The organism is Streptomyces chengmaiensis, from assembly GCF_029846775.1.
In the GTDB taxonomy this organism is placed as follows: domain Bacteria; phylum Actinomycetota; class Actinomycetes; order Streptomycetales; family Streptomycetaceae; genus Streptomyces; species Streptomyces chengmaiensis.
In genome coordinates, this window is sequence record NZ_JARWBG010000083.1 from 1 (window position 1) to 20197 (window position 20197).

The window sequence follows — 20197 nt, forward strand, 5'->3', positions numbered from 1 at the left end:
CGGACGCGGCGCCGCCCGGCGCGCGGGGTGCGGTCGGCGCTCCCGGTACGGCCCCGCCCGCGCCGGCGGGCTGCCCCGCGCCGGCCGCAGCGGTCCCGGCAGGCCCCCTGCTCCCTGCCGTCTCGTCGGGCCCACAGGCCACAGCGTTGTTGTCGGGTGCGGTGGCTTCGGCGGTTGCGGCGGTCGGGCCGGGTGAGGCGTCGGCGCTCACCCGGCTCCCCCGCCGAGCGTCGTCGGCGGGGTTGTTCTGTGCGGTTTCGTCGGTCGCGGCCACCCGGCAAGTGTCGCCTACCGTCCGGGCGATCCCTCGCCCGGACCGTGTCGCATGCGTCTCACCGCTTGTCCGCGGGGACGCCGACGGCGGCGCAGACGCCGCGCCAGACGTCCTTCGCCTCCCACCCGGCGGCCAGCGCCTCGTTCACCGTGCGACCGCCGAGCTCGGACATCACATGGTCACGCGCGAACGAGTCAGCATATGCCGCGCCGAATTGCTCGGCCATCCTCTCCCAGAAAGTCGTCAACCGCATGACGCCAGTATCCCGCCCCTGAGAGTGCAGCCGCGTCCGTCCGCCTTGTCCGGCGCCCTTTTCGCCCTACGGTCGGAGCATGGCCGGAACCGGAGCACACCCCGCGACCCCACCCGCGTCCCCCCTCGCCCGTGCCGAGCGTTTCATCTGGCTCACGGCCCGGGTGCTGGAGCAGCGGAGGTTCGCATACCACTTCCTGGGCGGCGGCTCGGAAGCCGTGGAGACCGCCCTGTCCGCCTACCTCAACGACGACGGCGGCTACGGCCACGCCCTCGAACCGGATCTGCGCGGCCCGGTGAGCCAGCCGCTGCACACCGCGCACGCACTGCGCATCCTGGATTCCATCGGCCGCTGCGGCGGCCTGCGCGCGGAGCGCATCTGCCGCTATCTCACGGAGGTGTCCACACCCGAGGGCGCGCTGCCCGCAGTCCACCCCTCCCAGTGCAGGTATCCGTCCGCGCCCTTCATCCCCGTCGTCGACCACCCGCCGAGCGAGCTGCTCGCCACCGGCCCGGTCGTGGGCCTGCTGCACCGCAACCAGGTGTGGCACGCATGGCTGTTCCGCGCGACGGACTTCTGCTGGGCCGCGGTCGACGCGCTGGACAAGTCCCATCCGTACGAGATCCACGCCGCGGTCGCCTTCCTGGACGGCGCTCCGGACCGGTCGCGGGCCGAGGCCGCGGCGGACCGGCTCGGACGGCTGGCGCGTGAGCAGCGGCTGGTGGCGCTGGACCCGAAGCGGCTGGGCGATTACCCGGTGGCGCCCGGTTACGCGCCGGGCGAGCACCACTTCGCGTACGACTACGCCAGGACGCCGGAGTCGCTGGCCCGCCGCTGGTTCACGGACAAGGAGATGGCGGACGCGCTGGACCATCTGGCGGGGCGGCAGCGGGACGACGGCGGCTGGCCGATCACCTGGCGGGAATGGGCGCCCAGCACGTCCCTGGAGTCCCGCCCGATCGTGACGATCGAGGCGCTGCGGAGCCTGCGGGCGCACGGCCGCGCCATCGGCTGACCCGTCGCTCGGGGCCGCTCCGGACCGCTCGGGATCGCTCCGGATCGCTCCGGATCGCTCGGGGCCTGTGCCGCACACGCGGGAGAGCTGCCCGGTCGCCCCGCACGCGGTCGGCTCGCCCTCCGCCGGATGCGCCACGGCGTCGCATTCCGCCGGACGACCGCCGCCACGCCATGTGCACCGCATCGCACCCGCCGCACGACCGCCTTGTGCGGACGGCAATCCGCCGACCGCGACGGATGCCGTACGCACGTCCGTCGGCCGTACGCGTGACATGGCCACGTCGCTTAGCCGGGAGCGTTACCCGCCCTGCGGGCGCGGTCCGCAGCCGCGCCCGGGGCCGGAGCGATGCGGCCGCCCCGAGCAAGGCGCGGTCCGTGCGAGCGAGCCGCCCCGGTGCGCCGGGGGGACGCTATATGCCTCAGCCGCCGAGGGCCCGCACCCCGGCGGTCACCGCCACCGCCGCGCCGACCACCACCAGGAAGGGGGCACGCAGGGCGAGGGCCAGGCCTGCGGCCCCGACGCCCGCGGCTCTGGCGTCCAGGACGAGCGCGCCGCCGACGCTGAACGTCTGCTGCGCGGTGAGCGCGGCCAGCAGCGCCACGGGCAGCAGCGCGGCGAGCCGCTGCACCACGGGACGCTCCAGGGCGTGGGCGGGTACCAGGAGCCCGGCGAGCTTGACGAGGTAGCAGCCGACGGCCGTGGCCCCGATCGCGATCCAGACGCTCACCGGCCCTCACCGCCCGCCGGGACGCGCCCCTTGAGCCAGAGCACGACGGGCGCCGCCAGCGCCGCGGCGAGCACCGGAACGCCCGCGGGCAGCACGGGCAGCAGGCCGAGCCCCAGGACGACGGCGAGTGCGGCGACGGCCCGCTCGGCGGCCGTGCGCAGCATGGGTGCGAGGAGCGCGAGGAAGACGGCGGGGCCCGCGGCGTCCAGCCCCCAGGCGTCGGTGTCGCCGATCGCCTCGGCGCCGAGCGCCCCGAGGAGGGTGGTCAGATTCCACAGCACGTACAGCGTCAGACCGGTCACGGTGAAGCCGAGCCGGGCCGCACGCCGCGTGGGCTGGGCCAGGGAGACCGCGGCCGTCTCGTCGATCACCCAGTGCGCGGCGAGCGGGCGGACGAAGGGCGGCAAGGCGAGCAGTTGGGACAGCCGCAGCCCGTAGAAGGTGTTCCGTACGCCCAGGAAGAAGGCCCCGGCCGCGGCGGTGAGCGGGTTGCCGCCTGCCGCGATCGCGCCGACCAGCGCGAACTGCGAGGCCCCGGTGAACACCAGCAGGCTGAGCGCACAGGTCTGGAGCAGGGTCAGGCCCGCTCCGGCCGAGGTCACCCCGAAGGCGAAGCCGGAGAGGCCGACGGCCACCCCGACGCCCAGTGCGTCCCGGACGACGGCGCCGTCGGGCTTTGCGGCGGTCGCGTCCCGGCAGGCTTCCCGGCTGCCCGGGACGCTGGATATCTGTTCCGCGGAGACTGTCTGTTCTGGCACGCGTCGGACGTTACGCGGGGTCCTCGCCTGCGGTCTTGTACGTTCTTGCACCCTCCGCGCCACGGCCGCCGCGCCGGTCGGCGCGCTCCTTGCGGTAAGCCCCCGGGGTGACGCCGACGATCCGGGTGAAGTGCCGGTTCAGATGCGGCTGGTCGGTGAAGCCGACCGCGACGGCGGCGTCGGCCGGTGCGGACCCGGCGTCCAGCAGCTGCCGTGCGCGGCGGACGCGCGCGTTGGTGAGCCAGGTGTGCGGCGGCATGCCGTAAGCCGCCTTGAACCCCCGCAGCAGAGCGAACGGGCTGGTTCCCAGTTCCTGTGCGAGACGCTCCAGAGAGGGCGGCTCCGCCATCCGCTCCTGGAGGAGCCGGCGGGCGAGCGCGGCGTCGCGGGCGCCTGCGGCGGGCGGGGCCGGCGTCGCGGCCGCCGTGGTGCCGTGACGCCTGAGCAGCCGGGCGACGGCGACGCGCAGCAGACTGTCGGCGGCGAGCGCGTTGCCCTGCTCGGCGGCCTGGTGCACACCGCGTATCAGCTCCGCCGTGTGCGTGTCCTCGACGATGGTCTCGGCGAAGGCGGGCGTGCCGCGCAGCGCGGTGACGTCCCCGGCGATGTCGGCGACGAGGTCGACGGACGGGTAGAGCGTGCTGTACGTCCAGCCCTCGGGCGTCCCCGCCCGGGCGGCGTGCGGCACCTCCGGGTTGATCATGACGACGGTGCCGGGGCGCGCCTGGATCATGCCGTCGGGCGTGCTCACGTCCTCGACGCCGCCGCTGACCGCGCCGAAGGTGAAGCACTCGTGGCTGTGGCGGGGGAAGGAGTGCCGGACATAGCGGGCGCGCAGCAGATCGAGGCCCGGCAGCTCCTCGTACTGCCAGTGCCTGGCCCACTCGTCCCGCGTCTGCCGCCGCTCCATGCGGACATTGTGCGCCGCTGCCGTGGCCCCCGGTCTGTGTGTCCATGGAGCGGACGGCCCCCGGGCGGCCCCGGAGGGACTGCGGAGGGACTGCGGAGGGGCCGCGGGCGGACCGGCGGGGAGGCAGGCGGCGGCCGGGCGGCCGGGCACCGCCGGCGGGGCCGATTGTCAGTGGCGGGGTGCACGATGGGGGACATGGCCAGGACTGCGCTCGACGCCTTCTCTCCCGCGACCCGGAGCTGGTTCACGGGGGCCTTCAGCGCGCCCACGGCGGCCCAGGAGGGCGCCTGGCAGGCCATTGAGGCAGGGTCGGACGTTCTCGTCGTCGCCCCGACCGGGTCCGGCAAGACCCTGGCGGCGTTCCTCGCGGCCCTCGACCGGCTGGCGTCCACGCCGCCGCCCGCCGAGGCGAAGAAGCGCTGCCGGGTGCTCTATGTGTCTCCGCTGAAGGCGCTCGCGGTGGACGTCGAGCGCAATCTCCGCAGTCCGCTCACCGGCATCCGGCAGGAGTCGGTGCGGCTGGGCCTGCCGGAGCCCGACGTGCGGGTCGGCATCCGCTCCGGCGACACCCCGGCGGCAGAGCGGCGCGCCCTCGCCACCCGCCCGCCGGACATTCTGATCACCACGCCGGAGTCGCTGTTCCTGATGCTCACCTCCGCCACGCGCGAGGCGCTGACCGGCGTCGAGACGGTGATCCTCGACGAGGTCCACGCGGTCGCGGGGACCAAGCGCGGCGCTCATCTGGCGCTGTCGCTGGAGCGCCTCGACGAGCTGCTGCCGCGCCCGGCCCGGCGGATCGGCCTGTCGGCGACGGTGCGGCCGGTGGACGAGGTGGCCCGATATCTGTCCCCGCAGCGCCGGGTGGAGATCGTCCAGCCTCCCTCCGGCAAGGAGTTCGACCTGTCCGTGGTCGTCCCGGTCGAGGATCTGGGCGAGCTGGGCGGCTCGCCCGCGGCCGACGCCGACGGCATGGCGGGCGGCGAGCGGCCCTCGATCTGGCCGCATGTCGAGGAGAAGATCGCCGATCTGGTCCAGGCGCACCGCTCGACGATCGTGTTCGCCAACTCCCGACGGCTCGCCGAGCGGCTGTGCAACCGGCTGAACGAGATCGCGTACGAGCGCACCGTGGGCGAGGCCCTCCCCGAGGGGGCGCCCCCGGCAGAGATCATGGCGCAGTCCGGCGCGGCGCACGGCGCGCCCGCGCTCCTCGCCCGTGCGCACCACGGCTCCGTTTCCAAGGAGCAGCGGGCGCAGGTCGAGGAGGACCTCAAGGCGGGGAGACTGCCCGCCGTGGTCGCCACCTCCAGCCTGGAGCTGGGCATCGACATGGGCGCGGTGGACCTGGTGGTGCAGGTCGAGTCGCCGCCGTCCGTCGCCTCGGGGCTGCAGCGGGTGGGCCGCGCCGGCCACCAGGTGGGAGCGGTCTCCAGAGGCGTCGTCTTCCCCAAGTACCGCGGCGATCTGGTACAGGCGGCCGTCGTCACCGAGCGGATGCGCGGCGGGGCGATCGAGGCGATGCGCGTCCCGGCCAACCCCCTGGACGTGCTGGCCCAGCAGTTGGTGGCGATGGTCGCGCTCGACACCTGGCAGTTCGACGATCTGCTGGCCCTGGTGCGGCGGGCCGCCCCGTTCGCCTCGCTGCCCGAGTCGGCGTTCACGGCCGTGCTGGACATGCTCGCCGGCCGCTATCCGTCCGACGCGTTCGCAGAGCTGCGTCCGCGCGTGGTGTGGGACCGGGTGGCGGGCACGGTCACCGGCCGGCCAGGCGCGCAGCGCCTGGCGGTCACCTCCGGCGGGACGATCCCGGACCGCGGCCTGTTCGGGGTGTTCCTCGCCGGGTCCGACCCCAAGAAGGGCGGCGGCCGGGTCGGGGAGCTCGACGAGGAGATGGTGTACGAGTCCCGGGTGGGCGATGTGTTCACCCTGGGCACCACGTCGTGGCGCATCGAGGACATCACCCGCGACCGGGTGCTCGTCTCGCCCGCCCCCGGGGTTCCCGGGCGGCTGCCCTTCTGGAAGGGCGACCAGCTGGGCCGGCCGCTGGAGCTGGGCCGCGCCGTGGGCGCGTTCCTGCGGGAGATCGGCGGACAGCCGGCGGAGGACGCCCGGCTGCGGCTGCTGGCCGCCGGTCTGGACACCTGGGCGGCGGACAACGTGCTGGCCTATCTGGAGGAGCAGCGCCGGGCCTGCGGCCATGTCCCGGACGACCGGACGATCCTGGTCGAGCGGTTCCGGGACGAGCTCGGCGACTGGCGCGTGGTGATCCACTCCCCTTTCGGCGCACAGGTGCACGCGCCGTGGGCGCTGGCGCTGGGCGCCAGGCTCACCGAGCGGTTCGGCATGGACGCCCAGGTGATGCACGCGGACGACGGCATCGTGCTGCGACTGCCCGACGCCGACCTGATGGGCCTGGACCTCCTCGACCTGGACCCGGCCGGCCCCGCTCACCAGGACACGGTGTACGACAGCGAACAGGCCCCGGTCGGCGCGGGGGACGCGGTCTTCGACAAGGGCGAGATCAGCCAGCTGGTCACCGATCAGGTCGGGTCCTCGGCGCTGTTCGCGGCACGCTTCCGGGAGTGCGCGGCGCGTGCGCTGCTGCTGCCCCGCCGCAGTCCGGGCAAGCGCACCCCGCTGTGGCAGCAGCGCCAGCGGGCGGCGCAACTGCTGCAGGTGGCCAGCGAGTTCGGTTCGTTCCCCATCGTCCTGGAGGCCGTCCGCGAGTGCCTGCAGGACGTCTTCGACGTCCCCGGGCTGACGGAGCTGATGGGCGACATCGAGTCCCGCCGGGTCCGACTGGTCGAGGTCACCACGCCTGAGCCCTCGCCGTTCGCGCGGTCGCTGCTGTTCGGCTATGTCGCCCAGTTCCTGTACGAGGGCGACTCACCGCTCGCCGAACGGCGTGCCGCCGCCCTCTCGCTCGACTCACGGCTGCTGGCCGAGCTGCTGGGCCAGGCGGAGCTGCGCGAGCTGCTCGACGCGGACGTGCTGACCGAGCTGGAGAGCGAGCTCCAGTGGCTCACCGAGGACCGCCGGCTCAAGGACGTGGAGGGCGTCGCGGACCTGCTGCGGCTGCTCGGTCCGCTGACCGCCGGCGAGCTGGCCGAGCGCGGAGCCGACCCCGCCTGGGCGCAGGAGCTGGCGGCGGCCCGGCGGGCCATCCGGGTGCGCATCGCGGGCGCGGACTGCTGGGCGGCCGTCGAGGACGCCGGCCGGCTGCGGGACGCTCTCGGCACCGCACTGCCCGTGGGGGTGCCCGAGGCGTTCACCGAGCCGGTCAAGGACCCGCTGGGCGATCTGCTCGCCCGGTACGCCCGTACGCACGGGCCGTTCACCTCCGCACAGGCCGCGGCCCGCTTCGGCCTGGGCACGGCGGTCACCGAGGGCGCTCTGCAGCGGCTGGCCGCGTCGGGCCGCGTGGTGGAAGGCGAGTTCCACCCCTCGGGCGTCGGTCAGGAATGGTGCGACGCGGCCGTGCTGCGCAGACTGCGCCGTCGCTCGCTGGCCGCGCTGCGGCAGGAGCTGGAGCCGGTCCCGCCGACGGCTCTCGCCGCCTTCCTGCCGCAGTGGCAGCACCTCGGCGGGGGCGGTCTGCGCGGCATCGACGGCCTCGCGCGGGCCGTCGAGCAGCTCCAGGGCGCGGCCGTGCCCGCCTCCGCGCTGGAGAAGCTGATCCTGCCGTCCCGTGTCTCCGGTTACGGTCCGGGGCTTCTCGACGAGCTGACGACTGCCGGCGAGGTCGTGTGGGCGGGCGCGGGGGCACTGCCCGGGAAGGACGGCTGGGTCTCCCTGTATCTCGCCGACGCCGCACCGCTGCTGCTTCCCCCGCCGCATCCGCTGGAGCCGACCGCGCTCCACGAGGCCGTGCTGGCGGCGCTCGCGCCCGGCTATGGGCTGTTCTTCCGGCAGATCGCCGACCAGGTGCGGGCGACCACGCACCCGGACGTCACCGACCCTCAGTTGGCCGACGTGATCTGGGACCTCGCGTGGTCCGGGCGGCTCACCAACGACACCCTGGCGCCGCTGCGGTCGCTCCTCGGCTCGGGGCGGACGGCCGGCTCCACGGCGCACCGGGCGCGGCGCACGGTCCCCCGGGGGCGCTACAGCGGTCTCACCGCGGCGGCCCGCCCAGCCTCGCGCAACGGCCCGCCGACGGTGAGCGGCCGGTGGTCGCTGCTGCCCGCCGCCGAACCCGACCCCACGCACCGGGCGCATGCCCTGGCCCGCACGCTGCTGGACCGGCACGGGGTGGTAACCCGGGGCGCGGTGGCGGCCGAGGGCGTCGAGGGAGGCTTCTCCGCGGTCTACCGCGTCCTGTCCGCCTTCGAGGACAGCGGCCAGGCACGCCGGGGCTATGTGGTGGAGGGCCTTGGGGCGGCCCAGTTCGCCATGGACGGTGCGGTGGACCGGCTGCGGGCGTCGTCCGCGGCGCAGGACAGAGGCGCGGGCCGACAGACGCCGCACGGCGTGGTGCTGGCGGCGGCCGACCCGGCCAATGCCTACGGCGCGGCCCTGCCGTGGCCGGATCCGCCCGCCGGTGCAGGACACAAGCCGGGCCGCAAGGCGGGCTCCCTGGTGGTCCTCGTCGACGGCGAGCTGATCCTCTACATGGAGCGCGGCGGCAGGACGCTGCTGTGCTGGCGCGACGACCCCGACGATCCCGCGCTGCGCGCCGCGGCGGAGGCGCTGGCGGAGGCGGCGTTGGCGGGTGCTCTGGGCACGGTCACGGTGGAGCGGGCCAATGGCGTCGCGGCCCTGACGTCGCCGCTGTCCCGGCCGCTGGAGTCCGCGGGCTTCCACGCCACGCCGAGGGGCTTGCGGCTGCGGCCGTGACGCCGGTGCGGGTCCGCCTGCTCCGGGCGCGGAGCCCCCGGAGCATGATGGGGGCATGCCCGAAGGAGACACCGTCTGGCTGACCGCTCACCGTCTGCGCCGCGCCCTCGCGGGGCACGTGCTGGTGCGGTTCGATCTGCGGGTGCCGCGCCATGCGACCGCTGATCTCACCGGGCACACGGTGCTCGACGTCGTCTCCCGCGGCAAGCACCTGCTCACCCGCGTCGAGGGCGGCGTCACGCTGCACTCGCATCTGCGGATGGACGGCTCCTGGCAGGTGTACCCGGCCGGGGAGCGCTGGCGCGGAGGGCCCGCGCATCAGATCAGGGCGGTCCTCGGCACGCGGGCGGACACCGCGGTCGGCTACCGGCTTCCGGTGCTGGAGCTGATGCGGACCGCGGACGAGGGCACGGCGGTGGGGCATCTCGGACCGGATCTGCTGGGCCCGGACTGGGATCCGGGCACGGCGGCGGCGCATCTGACCGCCGACCCCGCCCGCCCTCTCGGGGAGGCGTTGCTGGACCAGCGCAATCTCGCGGGAATCGGCAATGTCTACCGCTCGGAGCTCGCCTTCCTGGCCCGGGTGAGCCCGTGGCTGCCCGTCGGCGAGCTGCCCGACGGCATCCCCGAGCGGCTCGTCGCCACCGCGCACCGTCTCCTGGAGGCCAACAAGACCCGCACGGAACGGCGCACCACATCGGGGCCGAGGGCGCAGGCGCCCCGGCTGTACGTCTATGGGCGGGAGGGCCTGCCCTGTCTGCGGTGCGGAGCCCCGATCCGCAGGGCCGACGAGCCCGACCAGCCCGCGGCGCGCGGAGCCGGCCGTACCCGCCCCGTGTTCTGGTGTCCTGTCTGCCAGCCGCATCCAACTTATTGACGGGTCGTCAGTTTCTCTCGTACGGTCCCGGAATGGGCCTGACCGCGTACGACCTGACCGGCCGGACCGCGTTCGTCACCGGCGCCGCCGGCGGCATCGGACGCGCCTGCGCCGCCCTGCTGGCCGAGGCGGGGGCAGCCGTCCACTGCGCCGACGTCGACGAGAAGGGCCTGTCCGAGACACAGGCGCTGATCCGGGACGCCGGAGGCCTCGCCTCCGTGCACACCGTCGACGTCACGGACCGCACACTGCTCAGCGCGGCAGTCGACCGTGCGGCCGAGGAGACCGGGCGGCTCGACGTCATGGCCGCGATCGCGGGCATCATGCACAGCGGCCGGGTTCTTCAGACCCGGGACGAGGATCTGGACCGTGTGATGGGGGTCAACTTCAAGGGGGTGCTGTATGCCTGCCAGGAGGCGGCCCGCGTCATGATCGCGGCAGGCGGCCGGGGCGGCTCGCTCGTCACGATGGCCTCGGGCGCGGTCGACGCCGCCCAATCCGGGCTGCTCTGCTACAGCGTCTCCAAGGCGGCGGTCGTCCAGCTGACCAGGACACTGGCCACCGAGCTTGGCCCCATGGGAATCCGCGTCAACGCCGTGGCCCCCGGCTGGGTCCGCACCCCCATGACCGACCGCCATGACGAGGCCCACCGGCGCCGGACCGAGGCGGCGCTGGCCCGGATGTCCCCGCTGGGCCGGGTCGGCGAACCCCAGGACGTCGCCCATACGGCGCTCTATCTGGCCTCGGACGCCTCCGCCTTCACGACGGGCCAGATCCTGCGCCCGAACGGCGGCGTGGCGATGCCCTGGTGACCCTCCGTGCCGCTGTCACATGCACCGGCAGCAGGCTCAGCCCCCATCCGCCCGCGGCGACGGTCGCCTCCACCAACCCGGTCCGATCCGGTACGAGCGCCCAGCGCAGCACCGCCCACCACCACAGCGCCCCGCCCAGGAGCCCGAGCGCCGCAGGGCCGAAGGACACCCCGCGTATGGACATGGCTGCCTCCTCCGGCCCCCGGCGCGCCCACGCTATTCCGGCGCGACGGCCGCCGGGAGGGCGCACAAGGGCGGGTCCGGCGCTTCCGCTAGACGCTCTCCGCCTGGAACATCCAGGCGTGCTTCTCGAGGTCGGCGGTGAGCCCGATCAGAATGTCCTGACTCACCGGGTCGGGCTCCGCGGTCGCGTCGATGCGCTCGCGCATCCGCCCGATCACCGCGGCGAGCCCGTCCACCAGCGTCTGCACGGCGTCGACGTCCTTGATCCAGCCGTCCGGGGCGGCGGCGATGGCGCTCTGCGACGCCACGGTCGCGGCTCGGCCGTCCGGAGTGACGCCGATCGCCGAGGCCCGCTCGGCCACCGTGTCGGAGTGCTGCCGGGCCGTGGCCACCACCTCGTCGAGCTGCAGATGGATGGACCGGAAGCGGGGCCCGACGACGTTCCAGTGGACCTGCTTGGCCACCAGGGCGAGGTCCACCAGATCCACGAGCGCGCCGCGCAGGGCTTCGCCGACGGTCTTGAGATCCGCCTGGGACAGGGGGCTCTTCACGACAGACATCCGTGTCCTCCACTCGGTTCGCCGCTACCGTCCCACCATGACACGAACGCACCAAAACGGGCATTCGGGAAGAGCGCCGGAGCGCGGAACGGCAGCCGCGACTCCACCGGAATGACAAAGGCCCCGGCCAGGCACGTTAAGTACCTACCGGGGCCCCGCCCCAAACCACACCGTACGGATCAGGCAGGCCGCTCAGGCCGCGACGACGTCCACCGCCTCGGCAGGCGCCTTGATCGTCACTCGCTCCGTTGGCACCCCCGTCACCGAGGTCACAGAGACGGGGTTGAGCGGGTTCAGCATCGGGCGCACTGGCGCGGGCACCGGCTCGCTCGCCGCTGCCGACTCTGCCAGCTCAGCCAGCGACAGCTCATCGCTCACTTCGCGCATAAGCTCGGACATCCGTACGTCAAGCGCGTCGCAGATCGCGGAGAGCAGCTCGGAGGAAGCCTCCTTCTGCCCCCGTTCCACCTCGGAGAGATAGCCGAGCGAAACTCGGGCGGACGAGGAGACTTCGCGCAGAGTACGGCCCTGGCGCTGGCGCTGCCGACGCAGCACGTCACCCAGCAGGCGACGGAGCAGAATCATCGGTGGCTCCCTCCTCGGACCGCGAAACCGCATCCTTCACGCCCCACCGTACCGCCTCGCGCCGCGGCCGTGCGGGGAGCGATGTCGTGTTCACTCAGGGCTGCAAACATCAAGTCCCCCCGTTCTGTTCCGTATCCTGTGCCCGCGCATTGTCGTGCAGTTCGCCGAAGAGCAGCTCGAGCACGCTCCGTACACTCTCCATACGGATTTCCGCCCGGTCGCCGTTCAATCGCAGCGCGGCCACTTTCTCTTGGCCATCCGGCCCCGAAACGGCCAGAAACACCGTTCCGACGGGGGCCCCGTCCTGTGGATCGGGACCCGCGACCCCCGTGGTCGCCAGCCCCCACCCCGCCCCCAGGGCACGCCGTACACCCGCCGCCATCTGCGCGGCCACATCCGGATCCACCGCCCCGCGCTCCGCCAGGAGCGTTCCGTCGACGCCCAGGAGATCCTTCTTCAGGGCCGTCGCATAGGCCGTGACCGAGCCCCGGAAAGTCCGGGAGGCCCCCGGGACGGCGGTCAGCTCGGCGGCGACCAGCCCGCCGGTGAAGGACTCCGCGACGGCCAGGGTCTCGCCACGCTCCGCAAGCAGCGCCAGCACACGGGCCGCTGCACTCACGCGTGGCCCCCCTCGCGTGCACCCGCCGTCCGCTGGGCGGCGAGCCCCCTGCGGCGGAGCACGACGGCCTGCCGGACGTAGTCGAGACCGGTGGCGACCGTCAGCACGACGGCTACCGCCATCACCCAGAAGCGCAGCGTGGCCAGCGGGCCGGTGAGCGCGAGCACGTACATCCCCACGGCCGTGCCTTGTGCGAGGGTTTTCATCTTGCCGCCGCGGCTGGCCGGGATGACGCCGTGCCGGATCACCCAGAACCGCATCAGGGTGATGCCCAGCTCGCGGAAGAGGATCACACCGGTCACCCACCACGGAAGTTCCTCGAGGGCCGACAGGCACAGCAGTCCGGCTGCCATGATCGCCTTGTCGGCGATCGGGTCGGCGATCTTCCCGAAGTCGGTGACCAGGTTGTACGTACGCGCCAGGTGGCCGTCGAAGACATCGGTGATCATGGCCACGGCGAACGCGGCCCAAGCCCAGGCGCGCCAGACCGGGTCGTATCCGCCGTCCTGCAGCATCAGCACCACGAAGCCGGGCACCAGCAGCAGCCGGACCATGGTGAGTATGTTGGCGATGTTCCACAGGCTGGCCTGGTTGACGGCCGCAGCACCCAGCTTGCCGCCGGGCGCCGGCCTCCCCGCGCCGCCCGCCGCGGATGCCGGGACTCCGGTCACCTGCCCGCCTCCTCAAGCCTTTCGCCGCCAAGCCGCTCCGCCACCAGATCGACACCTTCCGTGCCGACGACCTTGGCCTCGACCATAAGGCCCGGCACAAGGCCCTCACCGGCGGTGAAGAGCACCTGGCCATCGGTCTCGGGCGCCTGGTGCGCGGCGCGCCCCACGGCCGCGTACTCGCCGTCATCGGCGTCGACGGACTCGTCGACGGACTCGACGAGCACGCTGAGGGTTTCGCCCAGGCGCTCTTCCGCGCGCTGCGCGGTCAGCTCCTCGGCCAGCCGCGACAGGTGCTCCAGCCGCTCGGCGATGACGTCGCCGGGCAGTTTGCCCTCATATGTCACGGCCTCGGTGCCCTCCTCGTCGGAGTATCCGAAGACTCCCACGGCGTCCAGGCGGGCGCCGTTGAGGAAGCGCTCCAGCTCGGCGAAGTCCGCCTCGGTCTCGCCGGGGAAGCCGACGATGAAGTTGGACCGCACCCCGGCCTGCGGCGCCTTGCCGCGGATCGTCTCCAGCAGTTCCAGGAAGCGCTCGGTGTCGCCGAAGCGGCGCATGGCGCGCAGCACCCCGGGCGCGGAGTGCTGGAAGGACAGATCGAAGTACGGGGCGATCTTCTCGGTCGAGGTGAGGACGTCGATCAGCCCGGGGCGCATCTCGGCGGGCTGCAGATAGCTGACCCGGACGCGCTCGATGCCGTCCACGGCCGCAAGCTCGGGCAGCAGGGTCTCCAGCAGCCGGATGTCGCCCAGGTCCTTGCCGTACGAGGTGTTGTTCTCGGAGACCAGCATGATCTCCTTGACGCCCTGCTCGGCCAGCCAGCGCGTCTCACCGAGCACATCGCTCGGGCGGCGCGAGATGAAGGAGCCGCGGAAGGAGGGGATCGCGCAGAAGGAGCAGCGCCGGTCGCAGCCGGAGGCGAGCTTGACGGAGGCGACCGGGCTGGAGCCGAGCCGTCTGCGCAGCGGGGCGCGCGGGCCGGACACCGGGGCGACGCCCTCCGGGAGGTCGGCGGGGGCGGATTCCTGCGGGGCGGGTTCCTGGGCGTGTCCGGGCAGGGCCACATCGGTGGCACCCTGGCGCTCTGCCGGGCTCAGCGGCAGCAGCTTGCGCCGGTCACGCGGGGTGTGCGCGGCATGGATCCCGCCGCTGAGGATGGTCTGCAGCCGGTCGGAGATGTCGGCGTAGTCGTCAAAGCCGAGGACGCCGTCCGCCTCGGGCAGCGCCTCGGCCAGATCCTTGCCGTACCGCTCGGCCATACAGCCGACGGCGACCACGGCCTGGGTCCTGCCGTGGTCCTTGAGGTCGTTCGCCTCCAGCAGGGCGTCGACGGAGTCCTTCTTGGCGGCCTCGACGAAACCGCAGGTGTTGACGACGGCGACATCCGCATCGGCGGCGTCCTCGACGAGCTGCCAGCCGTCCGCTGCCAGGCGGCCTGCGAGCTCCTCCGAGTCCACCTCGTTACGGGCGCAGCCGAGTGTGACAAGGGCGACGGTACGGCGTTCGGGCATGGACTCAAGACTACTTTGTCCCGACCGTCACCCCCGCCGCGAGGGCTCCCCAGGACCCCGGGAGGCCCGTCAGCCCGCCCGTCAGCCGGCCTCGGGGTCGCCCTTGGTGAACGACAGCCGCTCGACCTGGCCCGACTTGAAGTCGTCGTCGACCTGCTTGCCGTTGACATACAGCTCGATCGCCCCGGCGTTGCCAAGGATCAGATCGATGCGCTCGTCGTCCTGGAATGTCTTGGAATCGCCCTTTCGCAGTGTGCCGTCGAAGAGCAGCTTGCCGTTGTGCGACTTGGCCGAGATCCAGCTCTTGTCCTCGACGACGGAGAGCTTGACCGTGACCTTGTCCTTGGGCACGGCGGCGATGGCGCTGTCCGAGGGCTCGGGCTTGGGGTCGGCGGGCTTGCTGGCCGGCGCCTTGGTCGCCGGCTTCTGCTCGGGCGAGGGGCCCTCGGCGACGGTGCTGCTCTTGCCGCCGCCGTCGTCGCCGCTGAAGAGGGTGAAGCCGACGAAGCCGATCACGGCGACGATGGCCGCGACCATGGCCGCCGTCCAGTTGGGCCGGCGCGGCTCGGGGCGGATCCGCTCGGCCTCGAACAGCGGCGCGGCGGGCGTGGGCGTCGGCCGGCCGCCGTGCTCGCCGTCGAACTGCGTGATCAGGGGGGCGGGGTCGACCCCGACCGCGCGGGCGATCATGCGGATGTGGCCGCGGGCGTACACATCGCCGCCGGAGCGGGAGAAGTCGTCCTGTTCGATCGCGTGCACGATGGGGATGCGCACCCGGGTGGAGGTACTGACCTCGTCGACCGTCATGCCCGCTTCGACACGGGCCTGCTGAAGGGCACGGCCGATCGACGGCTGATCGGGTTCGACCGAAGGCTGTTCATGTTCGGCCGAAGGCTGGTCCTCTTCGACGGAAGGGCGGTCGTCTTCGGGGGAGTTGCCGATGGACACGGGGGCGCCTTTCGAGCGTGTAGCCACCTGCTGGAGGTTCAGTCTATGAGTGGGGCGAAAGGGTGGGGCAACCGGGCGGACGAAGTTTGTACGCCATCGGAATGGCCGGACATCCCGCTGGCAGGAGCGTTTCGGGGTCATCGTGGGGGATCGAGCTTTCCCTCCCTCCAACTGGACGTGCAACCAAGGGAAACGGTTGCCCGACAAACCCTTATGAGTGAGCCTCCCCGCGTATGACGGCGAGCACTCCATCCAGCTCATCGGCCTTCACAAGAACATCACGCGCCTTTGAGCCTTCGCTCGGCCCCACGATGTTCCGCGACTCCATCAGATCCATCAGCCGCCCGGCCTTGGCGAAGCCGACGCGCAGTTTCCGCTGGAGCATGGAGGTGGAGCCGAACTGGGTGGACACCACCAGTTCGGCGGCCTGGCACAGCAGATCCAGATCGTCGCCGATGTCCTCGTCGATCTCCTTCTTCTGCTTGCCGCCGACCACGACGTCCTCCCGGAAGACCGGGGCCATCTGGTCCTTGCAGTGCTGGACGACGGCCGCGATCTCCTCCTCCGTGACGAAGGCGCCCTGCATCCGGGTGGGCTTGTTGGCGCCCATCGGCAGGAACAGACCGTCGCCCTTGCCGATGAGCTTCTCGGCGCCGGGCTGGTCGAGGATGACGCGGCTGTCCGCGAGCGAGGAGGTGGCGAAGGCGAGCCGTGAGGGCACGTTCGCCTTGATCAGACCGGTGACGACGTCGACGGACGGCCGCTGGGTGGCGAGCACCAGATGGATGCCCGCCGCCCGCGCCAGCTGGGTGATCCGCACGATCGCGTCCTCGACGTCGCGCGGCGCGACCATCATCAGATCCGCCAGCTCGTCCACGATGACCAGCAGATACGGGTAGGGCTGCAGCTCACGCTCGCCGCCTTCGGGCGGCTTGACCTTGCCGCTGCGCACGGCCTGGTTGAAGTCGTCGATATGGCGGTAGCCGTATGCGGCGAGATCGTCGTAACGCAGATCCATCTCCCGAACGACCCACTGGAGGGCCTCGGCCGCCCGCTTGGGGTTGGTGATGATCGGGGTGATCAGATGTGGAATGCCCTCGTAGGCGGTCAGTTCCACCCTCTTGGGGTCGATGAGGACCATCCGCACGTCCTCCGGGGTGGCCCGCACCATGATCGAGGTGATCAGGCAGTTGATGCAGGACGACTTGCCCGATCCGGTCGCTCCGGCGACCAGCACATGCGGCATCTTCGCCAGATTGGCCATCTCGTAGCCGCCCTCGACGTCCTTGCCCAGCGCCACCAGCATCGGGTGCTCGTCCCCGGCCGCGTCCGCGAGCCGCAGCACGTCGCCGAGCTTGACCATTTCCCGGTCCGTGTTGGGGATCTCGATGCCGACGGCGGACTTGCCGGGGATCGGCGAGATGATCCGCACATCCGGGCTGGCGACGGCGTAGGCGATGTTCTTGGTCAGCGCGGTGATCCGCTCGACCTTGACGGCCGGGCCGAGCTCGACCTCGTACCGGGTCACCGTCGGGCCGCGGGTGAAGCCGGTGACGGCGGCGTCGACCTTGAACTCCGCGAACACGTTCGTCAGCGCGGCGACGATGGCGTCGTTCGCCGCGCTGCGCGACTTGCCCGGGCCGCCCCGCTCCAGCAGATCGAGCGAGGGCAGCGAGTAGGTGATGTCCCCGGACAGCTGGAGCTGCTCGGCGCGGGGCGGCAAGAGCTGGGAGGACTCGTCGGGCGCGGGCTTGGTCAGATCCGGTACGGACGAACCCCCGCGGCCCTGCGTGGCGGAGCCGGCGCCCTCGGGCTCGCGCGCACCCGGCACGGAGCTCGCGGCCCGCTCGCGGTCGGCCGTCACATCCCTGGTGAGACCGGCGACGAGCGGGGAGGGCGGCAGGCCGTTCAGCACGGCCCCGTCCAGGGACGCGGCGGCGGCCGCGGCCACGTCGACGGCGTCCATCGGACGGCCCAGTGCGGGTTCGGCGGGCGTCCGCCCGCCCTTCCGACGGCGCTGTGAGAACGCTTCCTCCTCGGCCCGGCCGGGGTCCTCCCCCGCCGGAGCGCCGGACCTGCGCGCCGTGGACCTGCGGCGGGCGCCCGCGGGCAGGGCCCCGCGCCACTGCTGCTCGTAGCGCTCGTCGTCGTCCGTGGCGATCGGATCGGCCGCCGGGTCGTACGGGGCGTCCACCAGGCCCAGCCTGGAGCCGAGCACCCTCAGCCGCTGCGGAATGGCGTTGACGGGCGTCGCGGTGACGACCAGCAGCCCGAAGAACGTCAGCAGAAGCAGCAGCGGTACGGCGAGGACCTCCCCCATCATGAAGATCAGCGGCTTGGACGCGGCCCAGCCGACCAGGCCGCCGGCGTCCTGCATCGCGTCCGTGCCCTCGCTGCGCCCCGGGGAGCCGCAGGCGATGTGGACCTGGCCGAGGACGCCGACGACCAGGGCGGACAGGCCGATGACGATGCGGCCGTTGGCCTCGGGCTTCTCGGGATAGAGGAACAGGCGTACGGAGATCGCGCCGAGCAGTATCGGCGCGAGCAGATCGAGCCTGCCGAATGCCCCGGTCACCAGCATTTCGACGAGATCGCCGACCGGGCCGTTCAGATGCGCCCAGGTGCCGGCGGCGACGATCAGGGCGAGCCCGAGGAGAAGCAGCGCCAGGCCGTCCTTGCGGTGGGCCGGGTCGAGCCCTTTCGCGCCCCGCCCTATGCCGCGGAAGAGGGCGGCGACGGCATGGGCGAGACCCAGCCAGACGGCGCGGGCGAGCCGGTACACGCCAGAGGTCGGGGACGGTGCGGGCTTGGGGGCGGCGGCCTTCTTCGCCGGCGCCTTCTTCGCGGGCGCCTTCTTGGCTGCCGTCTTCTTCGCGGGGGCGGACTTCTTCGCGGGCGCCGCCTTCTTCGCGGCAGCACCGGTCGTACGGCCGGCGCGCGGCTTCGCGGTGCCCGCCGTGCCCTGGGAACCTGTACCGGACGTACGTGAGGCCATGGCAGTGAGGTTACCGGTGTCGACGGCGGTGGACACGCGTGCCCACTGCTTCACCCGTTCGTGTCGCTACTGATGTGGTGGAGAAGTTGACGCGCGGTCAAACGTCCCGGATCGTCCGGTGTGTCCGTCAGCTCTGCGACGGCAGAGCGGATGCGCCTCCCGCACCGGGCTCCAGGGCGTCCAGTGCCCGCCGCAGTCCGGTGAGCTTGCGCTCGAGATGTGCGGCGGTGGCGACGGCTGCGGCGTCCGCCGAGTCGTCGTCGAGCTGTTTGGAGAGCGCTTCTGCCTGCTCCTCAACCGCCGCGAGCCGCGCCGACAGTTCGGCGAGCAGCCCGGCGGGCTCCTTGGGGTCCCCCGCGCCCGACTGAGCGCTGCCCTCCAGCTGGAGCCGCAGCAGCGCCGCCTGCTCGCGCAGTTGGCAGTTCTTCATGTACAGCTCGACGAAGACCGAGACCTTCGCGCGGAGCACCCAGGGGTCGAACGGCTTGGAGATGTAGTCGACGGCGCCTGCCGCGTATCCCCGGAAGGTGTGGTGGGGACCGTGGTTGATGGCCGTCAGGAAGATGATGGGGATGTCACGGGTCCGCTCGCGGCGCTTGATGTGCGCGGCCGTCTCGAATCCGTCCATGCCCGGCATCTGGACGTCCAGAAGAATGACCGCGAAGTCGTCTGTCAGCAGCGCCTTGAGCGCTTCCTCCCCTGACGATGCCCGCACCAGCGTCTGATCGAGCGCAGAGAGGATGGCCTCCAGCGCCAGCAGATTCTCCGGCCGGTCATCGACCAGGAGGATCTTGGCCTTCTGCACCATGGCCCGTCCTCCTCGCCCCGGTTTGGGGTCGCCCCAGCTCGCCGAGCCGGGGGACGCACCGGGCGCCGCCCCAGGGGACGGCTCCCTTACGCCGCCCGTCCTTGTGCCGGTCATGGTAGCCGCACCCCGGCTGCCGCCACACCCTGTCACCGCGATGTCACTGTGCACGTAGCAGAAACGTAGCGGAAGACCAGAAGGTTCCCCGATTGCCGGGATCCCAAGCCTCCGTGGGCACAGCGAGTCAGTCGCCGGCCCCGCCCGCGACCGACACGGCCCCGCACCCCGGGGGCGGAGCCCCCGGGGTCACTGCGGGCTCATCCACTGGTCCATCACCGACAGCAGATGGTCGGGGTCCACCGGCTTCGTCACATAGTCAGACGCACCGGACTCGATCGCCTTCTCCCGGTCCCCCTTCATCGCCTTCGCCGTCAGCGCGATGATCGGCAGACCTGCGAACTGCGGCATCCGGCGGATCGCGGTCGTCGTCGCGTACCCGTCCATCTCCGGCATCATGATGTCCATCAGAACGACGGTCACATCGTCGTGCTGCTCCAGGACTTCGATGCCCTCGCGGCCGTTCTCCGCATACAGCACCGACAGACCGTGCTGCTCCAGCACGCTGGTGAGCGCGAAGACATTGCGGATGTCGTCATCGACGATCAGCACCTTCTCACCGTCGAAGACGAACGACCGCCGCGGCTCGGACGCCTCCTGGCCGGTCGCGCCCGCTCGCTGGCCGTGCACGGGCTGGGCCGCGCCGGGCTCGGTCGCGGCCGGCTGGCCGGGCAGCGAGGGCCGCTGCCCCGAGGTCGCGCCGGGCGCGCCCCGGCGACGCCGGAAGAGCGCGCCGGGTCCCGG

18 protein-coding genes and 1 pseudogene are annotated in these 20197 nt (G+C 72.6%); 4 read left to right on the forward strand and 15 right to left on the reverse strand.

Annotated elements, in window-relative coordinates; all coding sequences use genetic code 11:
* Both QCN29_RS34450 and QCN29_RS34455 read right to left on the reverse strand, forming a co-directional pair.
* A pseudogene (locus QCN29_RS34450) lies at positions 1–274 on the reverse strand (protease); the annotation flags it as partial.
* A 58-nt stretch (positions 275–332) separates the two neighbouring features.
* Positions 333–527 (reverse strand): DUF3046 domain-containing protein, encoded by a 195-nt coding sequence (locus tag QCN29_RS34455; RefSeq protein ID WP_240137920.1) that lies wholly within the window; start codon positions 525–527, stop codon positions 333–335.
* Between the two features lie 79 nt (positions 528–606).
* Between QCN29_RS34455 and QCN29_RS34460 the strand changes: the two genes are divergently transcribed.
* The gene (locus QCN29_RS34460; protein WP_279933111.1) at positions 607–1542 is read left to right on the forward strand and encodes a hypothetical protein; all 936 of its coding nucleotides are present in this window, start codon (positions 607–609) and stop codon (positions 1540–1542) included.
* A gap of 421 nt (positions 1543–1963) precedes the next feature.
* On the opposite strand, the gene QCN29_RS34465 is transcribed toward QCN29_RS34460, so the two are convergent.
* From QCN29_RS34465 to QCN29_RS34475, 3 genes are read right to left on the reverse strand one after another with little or no spacing between them, the layout of a single operon-like run.
* Positions 1964–2272, reverse strand: coding sequence for an AzlD domain-containing protein (locus QCN29_RS34465; RefSeq protein WP_279933112.1), 309 nt, complete (start codon positions 2270–2272; stop codon positions 1964–1966).
* On the reverse strand, positions 2269–3000 hold the full coding sequence (locus QCN29_RS34470) for an AzlC family ABC transporter permease (protein ID WP_279933133.1): 732 nt from the start codon (positions 2998–3000) through the stop codon (positions 2269–2271). The genes QCN29_RS34465 and QCN29_RS34470 overlap by 4 nt, the downstream gene beginning before the upstream one ends.
* A 40-nt stretch (positions 3001–3040) precedes the next feature.
* Positions 3041–3940 carry an AraC family transcriptional regulator gene (locus QCN29_RS34475; RefSeq protein WP_279933114.1) on the reverse strand — a complete coding sequence of 300 codons (900 nt, stop codon included), beginning with the start codon at positions 3938–3940 and terminating at the stop codon, positions 3041–3043.
* Positions 3941–4135: 195 nt separating this feature from the next.
* On the opposite strand from QCN29_RS34475, the gene QCN29_RS34480 reads away from it, so the two are divergent.
* The 3 genes from QCN29_RS34480 to QCN29_RS34490 are packed head-to-tail and all read left to right on the forward strand — an operon-like array spanning position 4136 to position 10462.
* On the forward strand, positions 4136–8773 hold the full coding sequence (locus tag QCN29_RS34480; RefSeq protein ID WP_279933116.1) for an ATP-dependent helicase: 4638 nt from the start codon (positions 4136–4138) through the stop codon (positions 8771–8773).
* 55 nt (positions 8774–8828) lie between these two features.
* On the forward strand, positions 8829–9650 hold the full coding sequence (locus QCN29_RS34485) for an Fpg/Nei family DNA glycosylase (RefSeq protein WP_279933118.1): 822 nt from the start codon (positions 8829–8831) through the stop codon (positions 9648–9650).
* Positions 9651–9682: 32 nt separating this feature from the next.
* Positions 9683–10462: an SDR family NAD(P)-dependent oxidoreductase gene (locus tag QCN29_RS34490; RefSeq protein WP_279933119.1), complete on the forward strand. Its 780-nt coding sequence runs from the start codon at positions 9683–9685 to the stop codon at positions 10460–10462.
* Here the strand turns inward: QCN29_RS34490 and QCN29_RS34495 are convergent.
* The 10 genes from QCN29_RS34495 to QCN29_RS34540 form a co-directional block, all read right to left on the reverse strand.
* A complete protein-coding gene (locus QCN29_RS34495) occupies positions 10410–10646 on the reverse strand; it encodes a hypothetical protein (RefSeq protein WP_279933120.1) in 237 nt (78 codons plus the stop codon). The genes QCN29_RS34490 and QCN29_RS34495 overlap by 53 nt on opposite strands.
* Before the next feature lie 88 nt (positions 10647–10734).
* Complete coding sequence (locus tag QCN29_RS34500; protein WP_279933122.1) at positions 10735–11205, reverse strand: Dps family protein; 471 nt, start codon at positions 11203–11205, stop codon at positions 10735–10737.
* 192 nt (positions 11206–11397) lie between these two features.
* Positions 11398–11790: a helix-turn-helix domain-containing protein gene (locus QCN29_RS34505; RefSeq protein WP_240137929.1), complete on the reverse strand. Its 393-nt coding sequence runs from the start codon at positions 11788–11790 to the stop codon at positions 11398–11400.
* A gap of 109 nt (positions 11791–11899) precedes the next feature.
* Positions 11900–12409, reverse strand: a complete 510-nt coding sequence (locus QCN29_RS34510) for a CinA family protein (protein WP_279933124.1) — start codon at positions 12407–12409, stop codon at positions 11900–11902.
* Complete coding sequence (pgsA, locus tag QCN29_RS34515) at positions 12406–13080, reverse strand: CDP-diacylglycerol--glycerol-3-phosphate 3-phosphatidyltransferase (RefSeq protein WP_279933126.1); 675 nt, start codon at positions 13078–13080, stop codon at positions 12406–12408. Before pgsA ends, QCN29_RS34510 begins: the two co-directional genes overlap by 4 nt.
* On the reverse strand, positions 13077–14588 hold the full coding sequence (rimO, locus tag QCN29_RS34520) for a 30S ribosomal protein S12 methylthiotransferase RimO (RefSeq protein ID WP_279933127.1): 1512 nt from the start codon (positions 14586–14588) through the stop codon (positions 13077–13079). The genes pgsA and rimO overlap by 4 nt, the downstream gene beginning before the upstream one ends.
* A gap of 81 nt (positions 14589–14669) precedes the next feature.
* Positions 14670–15536: a helix-turn-helix domain-containing protein gene (locus tag QCN29_RS34525; protein WP_279933129.1), complete on the reverse strand. Its 867-nt coding sequence runs from the start codon at positions 15534–15536 to the stop codon at positions 14670–14672.
* 211 nt (positions 15537–15747) lie between these two features.
* Positions 15748–18531 (reverse strand): DNA translocase FtsK, encoded by a 2784-nt coding sequence (locus tag QCN29_RS34530; protein WP_279933130.1) that lies wholly within the window; start codon positions 18529–18531, stop codon positions 15748–15750.
* 127 nt (positions 18532–18658) lie between these two features.
* Positions 18659–19339, reverse strand: coding sequence for a response regulator (locus tag QCN29_RS34535; protein WP_279933131.1), 681 nt, complete (start codon positions 19337–19339; stop codon positions 18659–18661).
* Between the two features lie 303 nt (positions 19340–19642).
* Positions 19643–20197: response regulator (locus tag QCN29_RS34540; protein WP_279933132.1), on the reverse strand; the 555-nt coding region annotated here is incomplete at its 5' end.

What these genes read in the sequence shown, in the direction of transcription:
- QCN29_RS34455 (WP_240137920.1), bottom strand. Translation starts at nt 527, where the DNA reads ATGCGGTTGACGACTTTCTGGGAGAGGATGGCCGAGCAATTCGGCGCG.
- QCN29_RS34460 (WP_279933111.1), top strand. Translation starts at nt 607, where the DNA reads ATGGCCGGAACCGGAGCACACCCCGCGACCCCACCCGCGTCCCCCCTC.
- QCN29_RS34475 (WP_279933114.1), bottom strand. Translation starts at nt 3,940, where the DNA reads ATGGAGCGGCGGCAGACGCGGGACGAGTGGGCCAGGCACTGGCAGTAC.
- QCN29_RS34480 (WP_279933116.1), top strand. Translation starts at nt 4,136, where the DNA reads ATGGCCAGGACTGCGCTCGACGCCTTCTCTCCCGCGACCCGGAGCTGG.
- QCN29_RS34485 (WP_279933118.1), top strand. Translation starts at nt 8,829, where the DNA reads ATGCCCGAAGGAGACACCGTCTGGCTGACCGCTCACCGTCTGCGCCGC.
- QCN29_RS34490 (WP_279933119.1), top strand. Translation starts at nt 9,683, where the DNA reads ATGGGCCTGACCGCGTACGACCTGACCGGCCGGACCGCGTTCGTCACC.
- QCN29_RS34495 (WP_279933120.1), bottom strand. Translation starts at nt 10,646, where the DNA reads ATGTCCATACGCGGGGTGTCCTTCGGCCCTGCGGCGCTCGGGCTCCTG.
- QCN29_RS34500 (WP_279933122.1), bottom strand. Translation starts at nt 11,205, where the DNA reads ATGTCTGTCGTGAAGAGCCCCCTGTCCCAGGCGGATCTCAAGACCGTC.
- QCN29_RS34505 (WP_240137929.1), bottom strand. Translation starts at nt 11,790, where the DNA reads ATGATTCTGCTCCGTCGCCTGCTGGGTGACGTGCTGCGTCGGCAGCGC.
- rimO (WP_279933127.1), bottom strand. Translation starts at nt 14,588, where the DNA reads ATGCCCGAACGCCGTACCGTCGCCCTTGTCACACTCGGCTGCGCCCGT.
- QCN29_RS34530 (WP_279933130.1), bottom strand. Translation starts at nt 18,531, where the DNA reads ATGGCCTCACGTACGTCCGGTACAGGTTCCCAGGGCACGGCGGGCACC.
- QCN29_RS34535 (WP_279933131.1), bottom strand. Translation starts at nt 19,339, where the DNA reads ATGGTGCAGAAGGCCAAGATCCTCCTGGTCGATGACCGGCCGGAGAAT.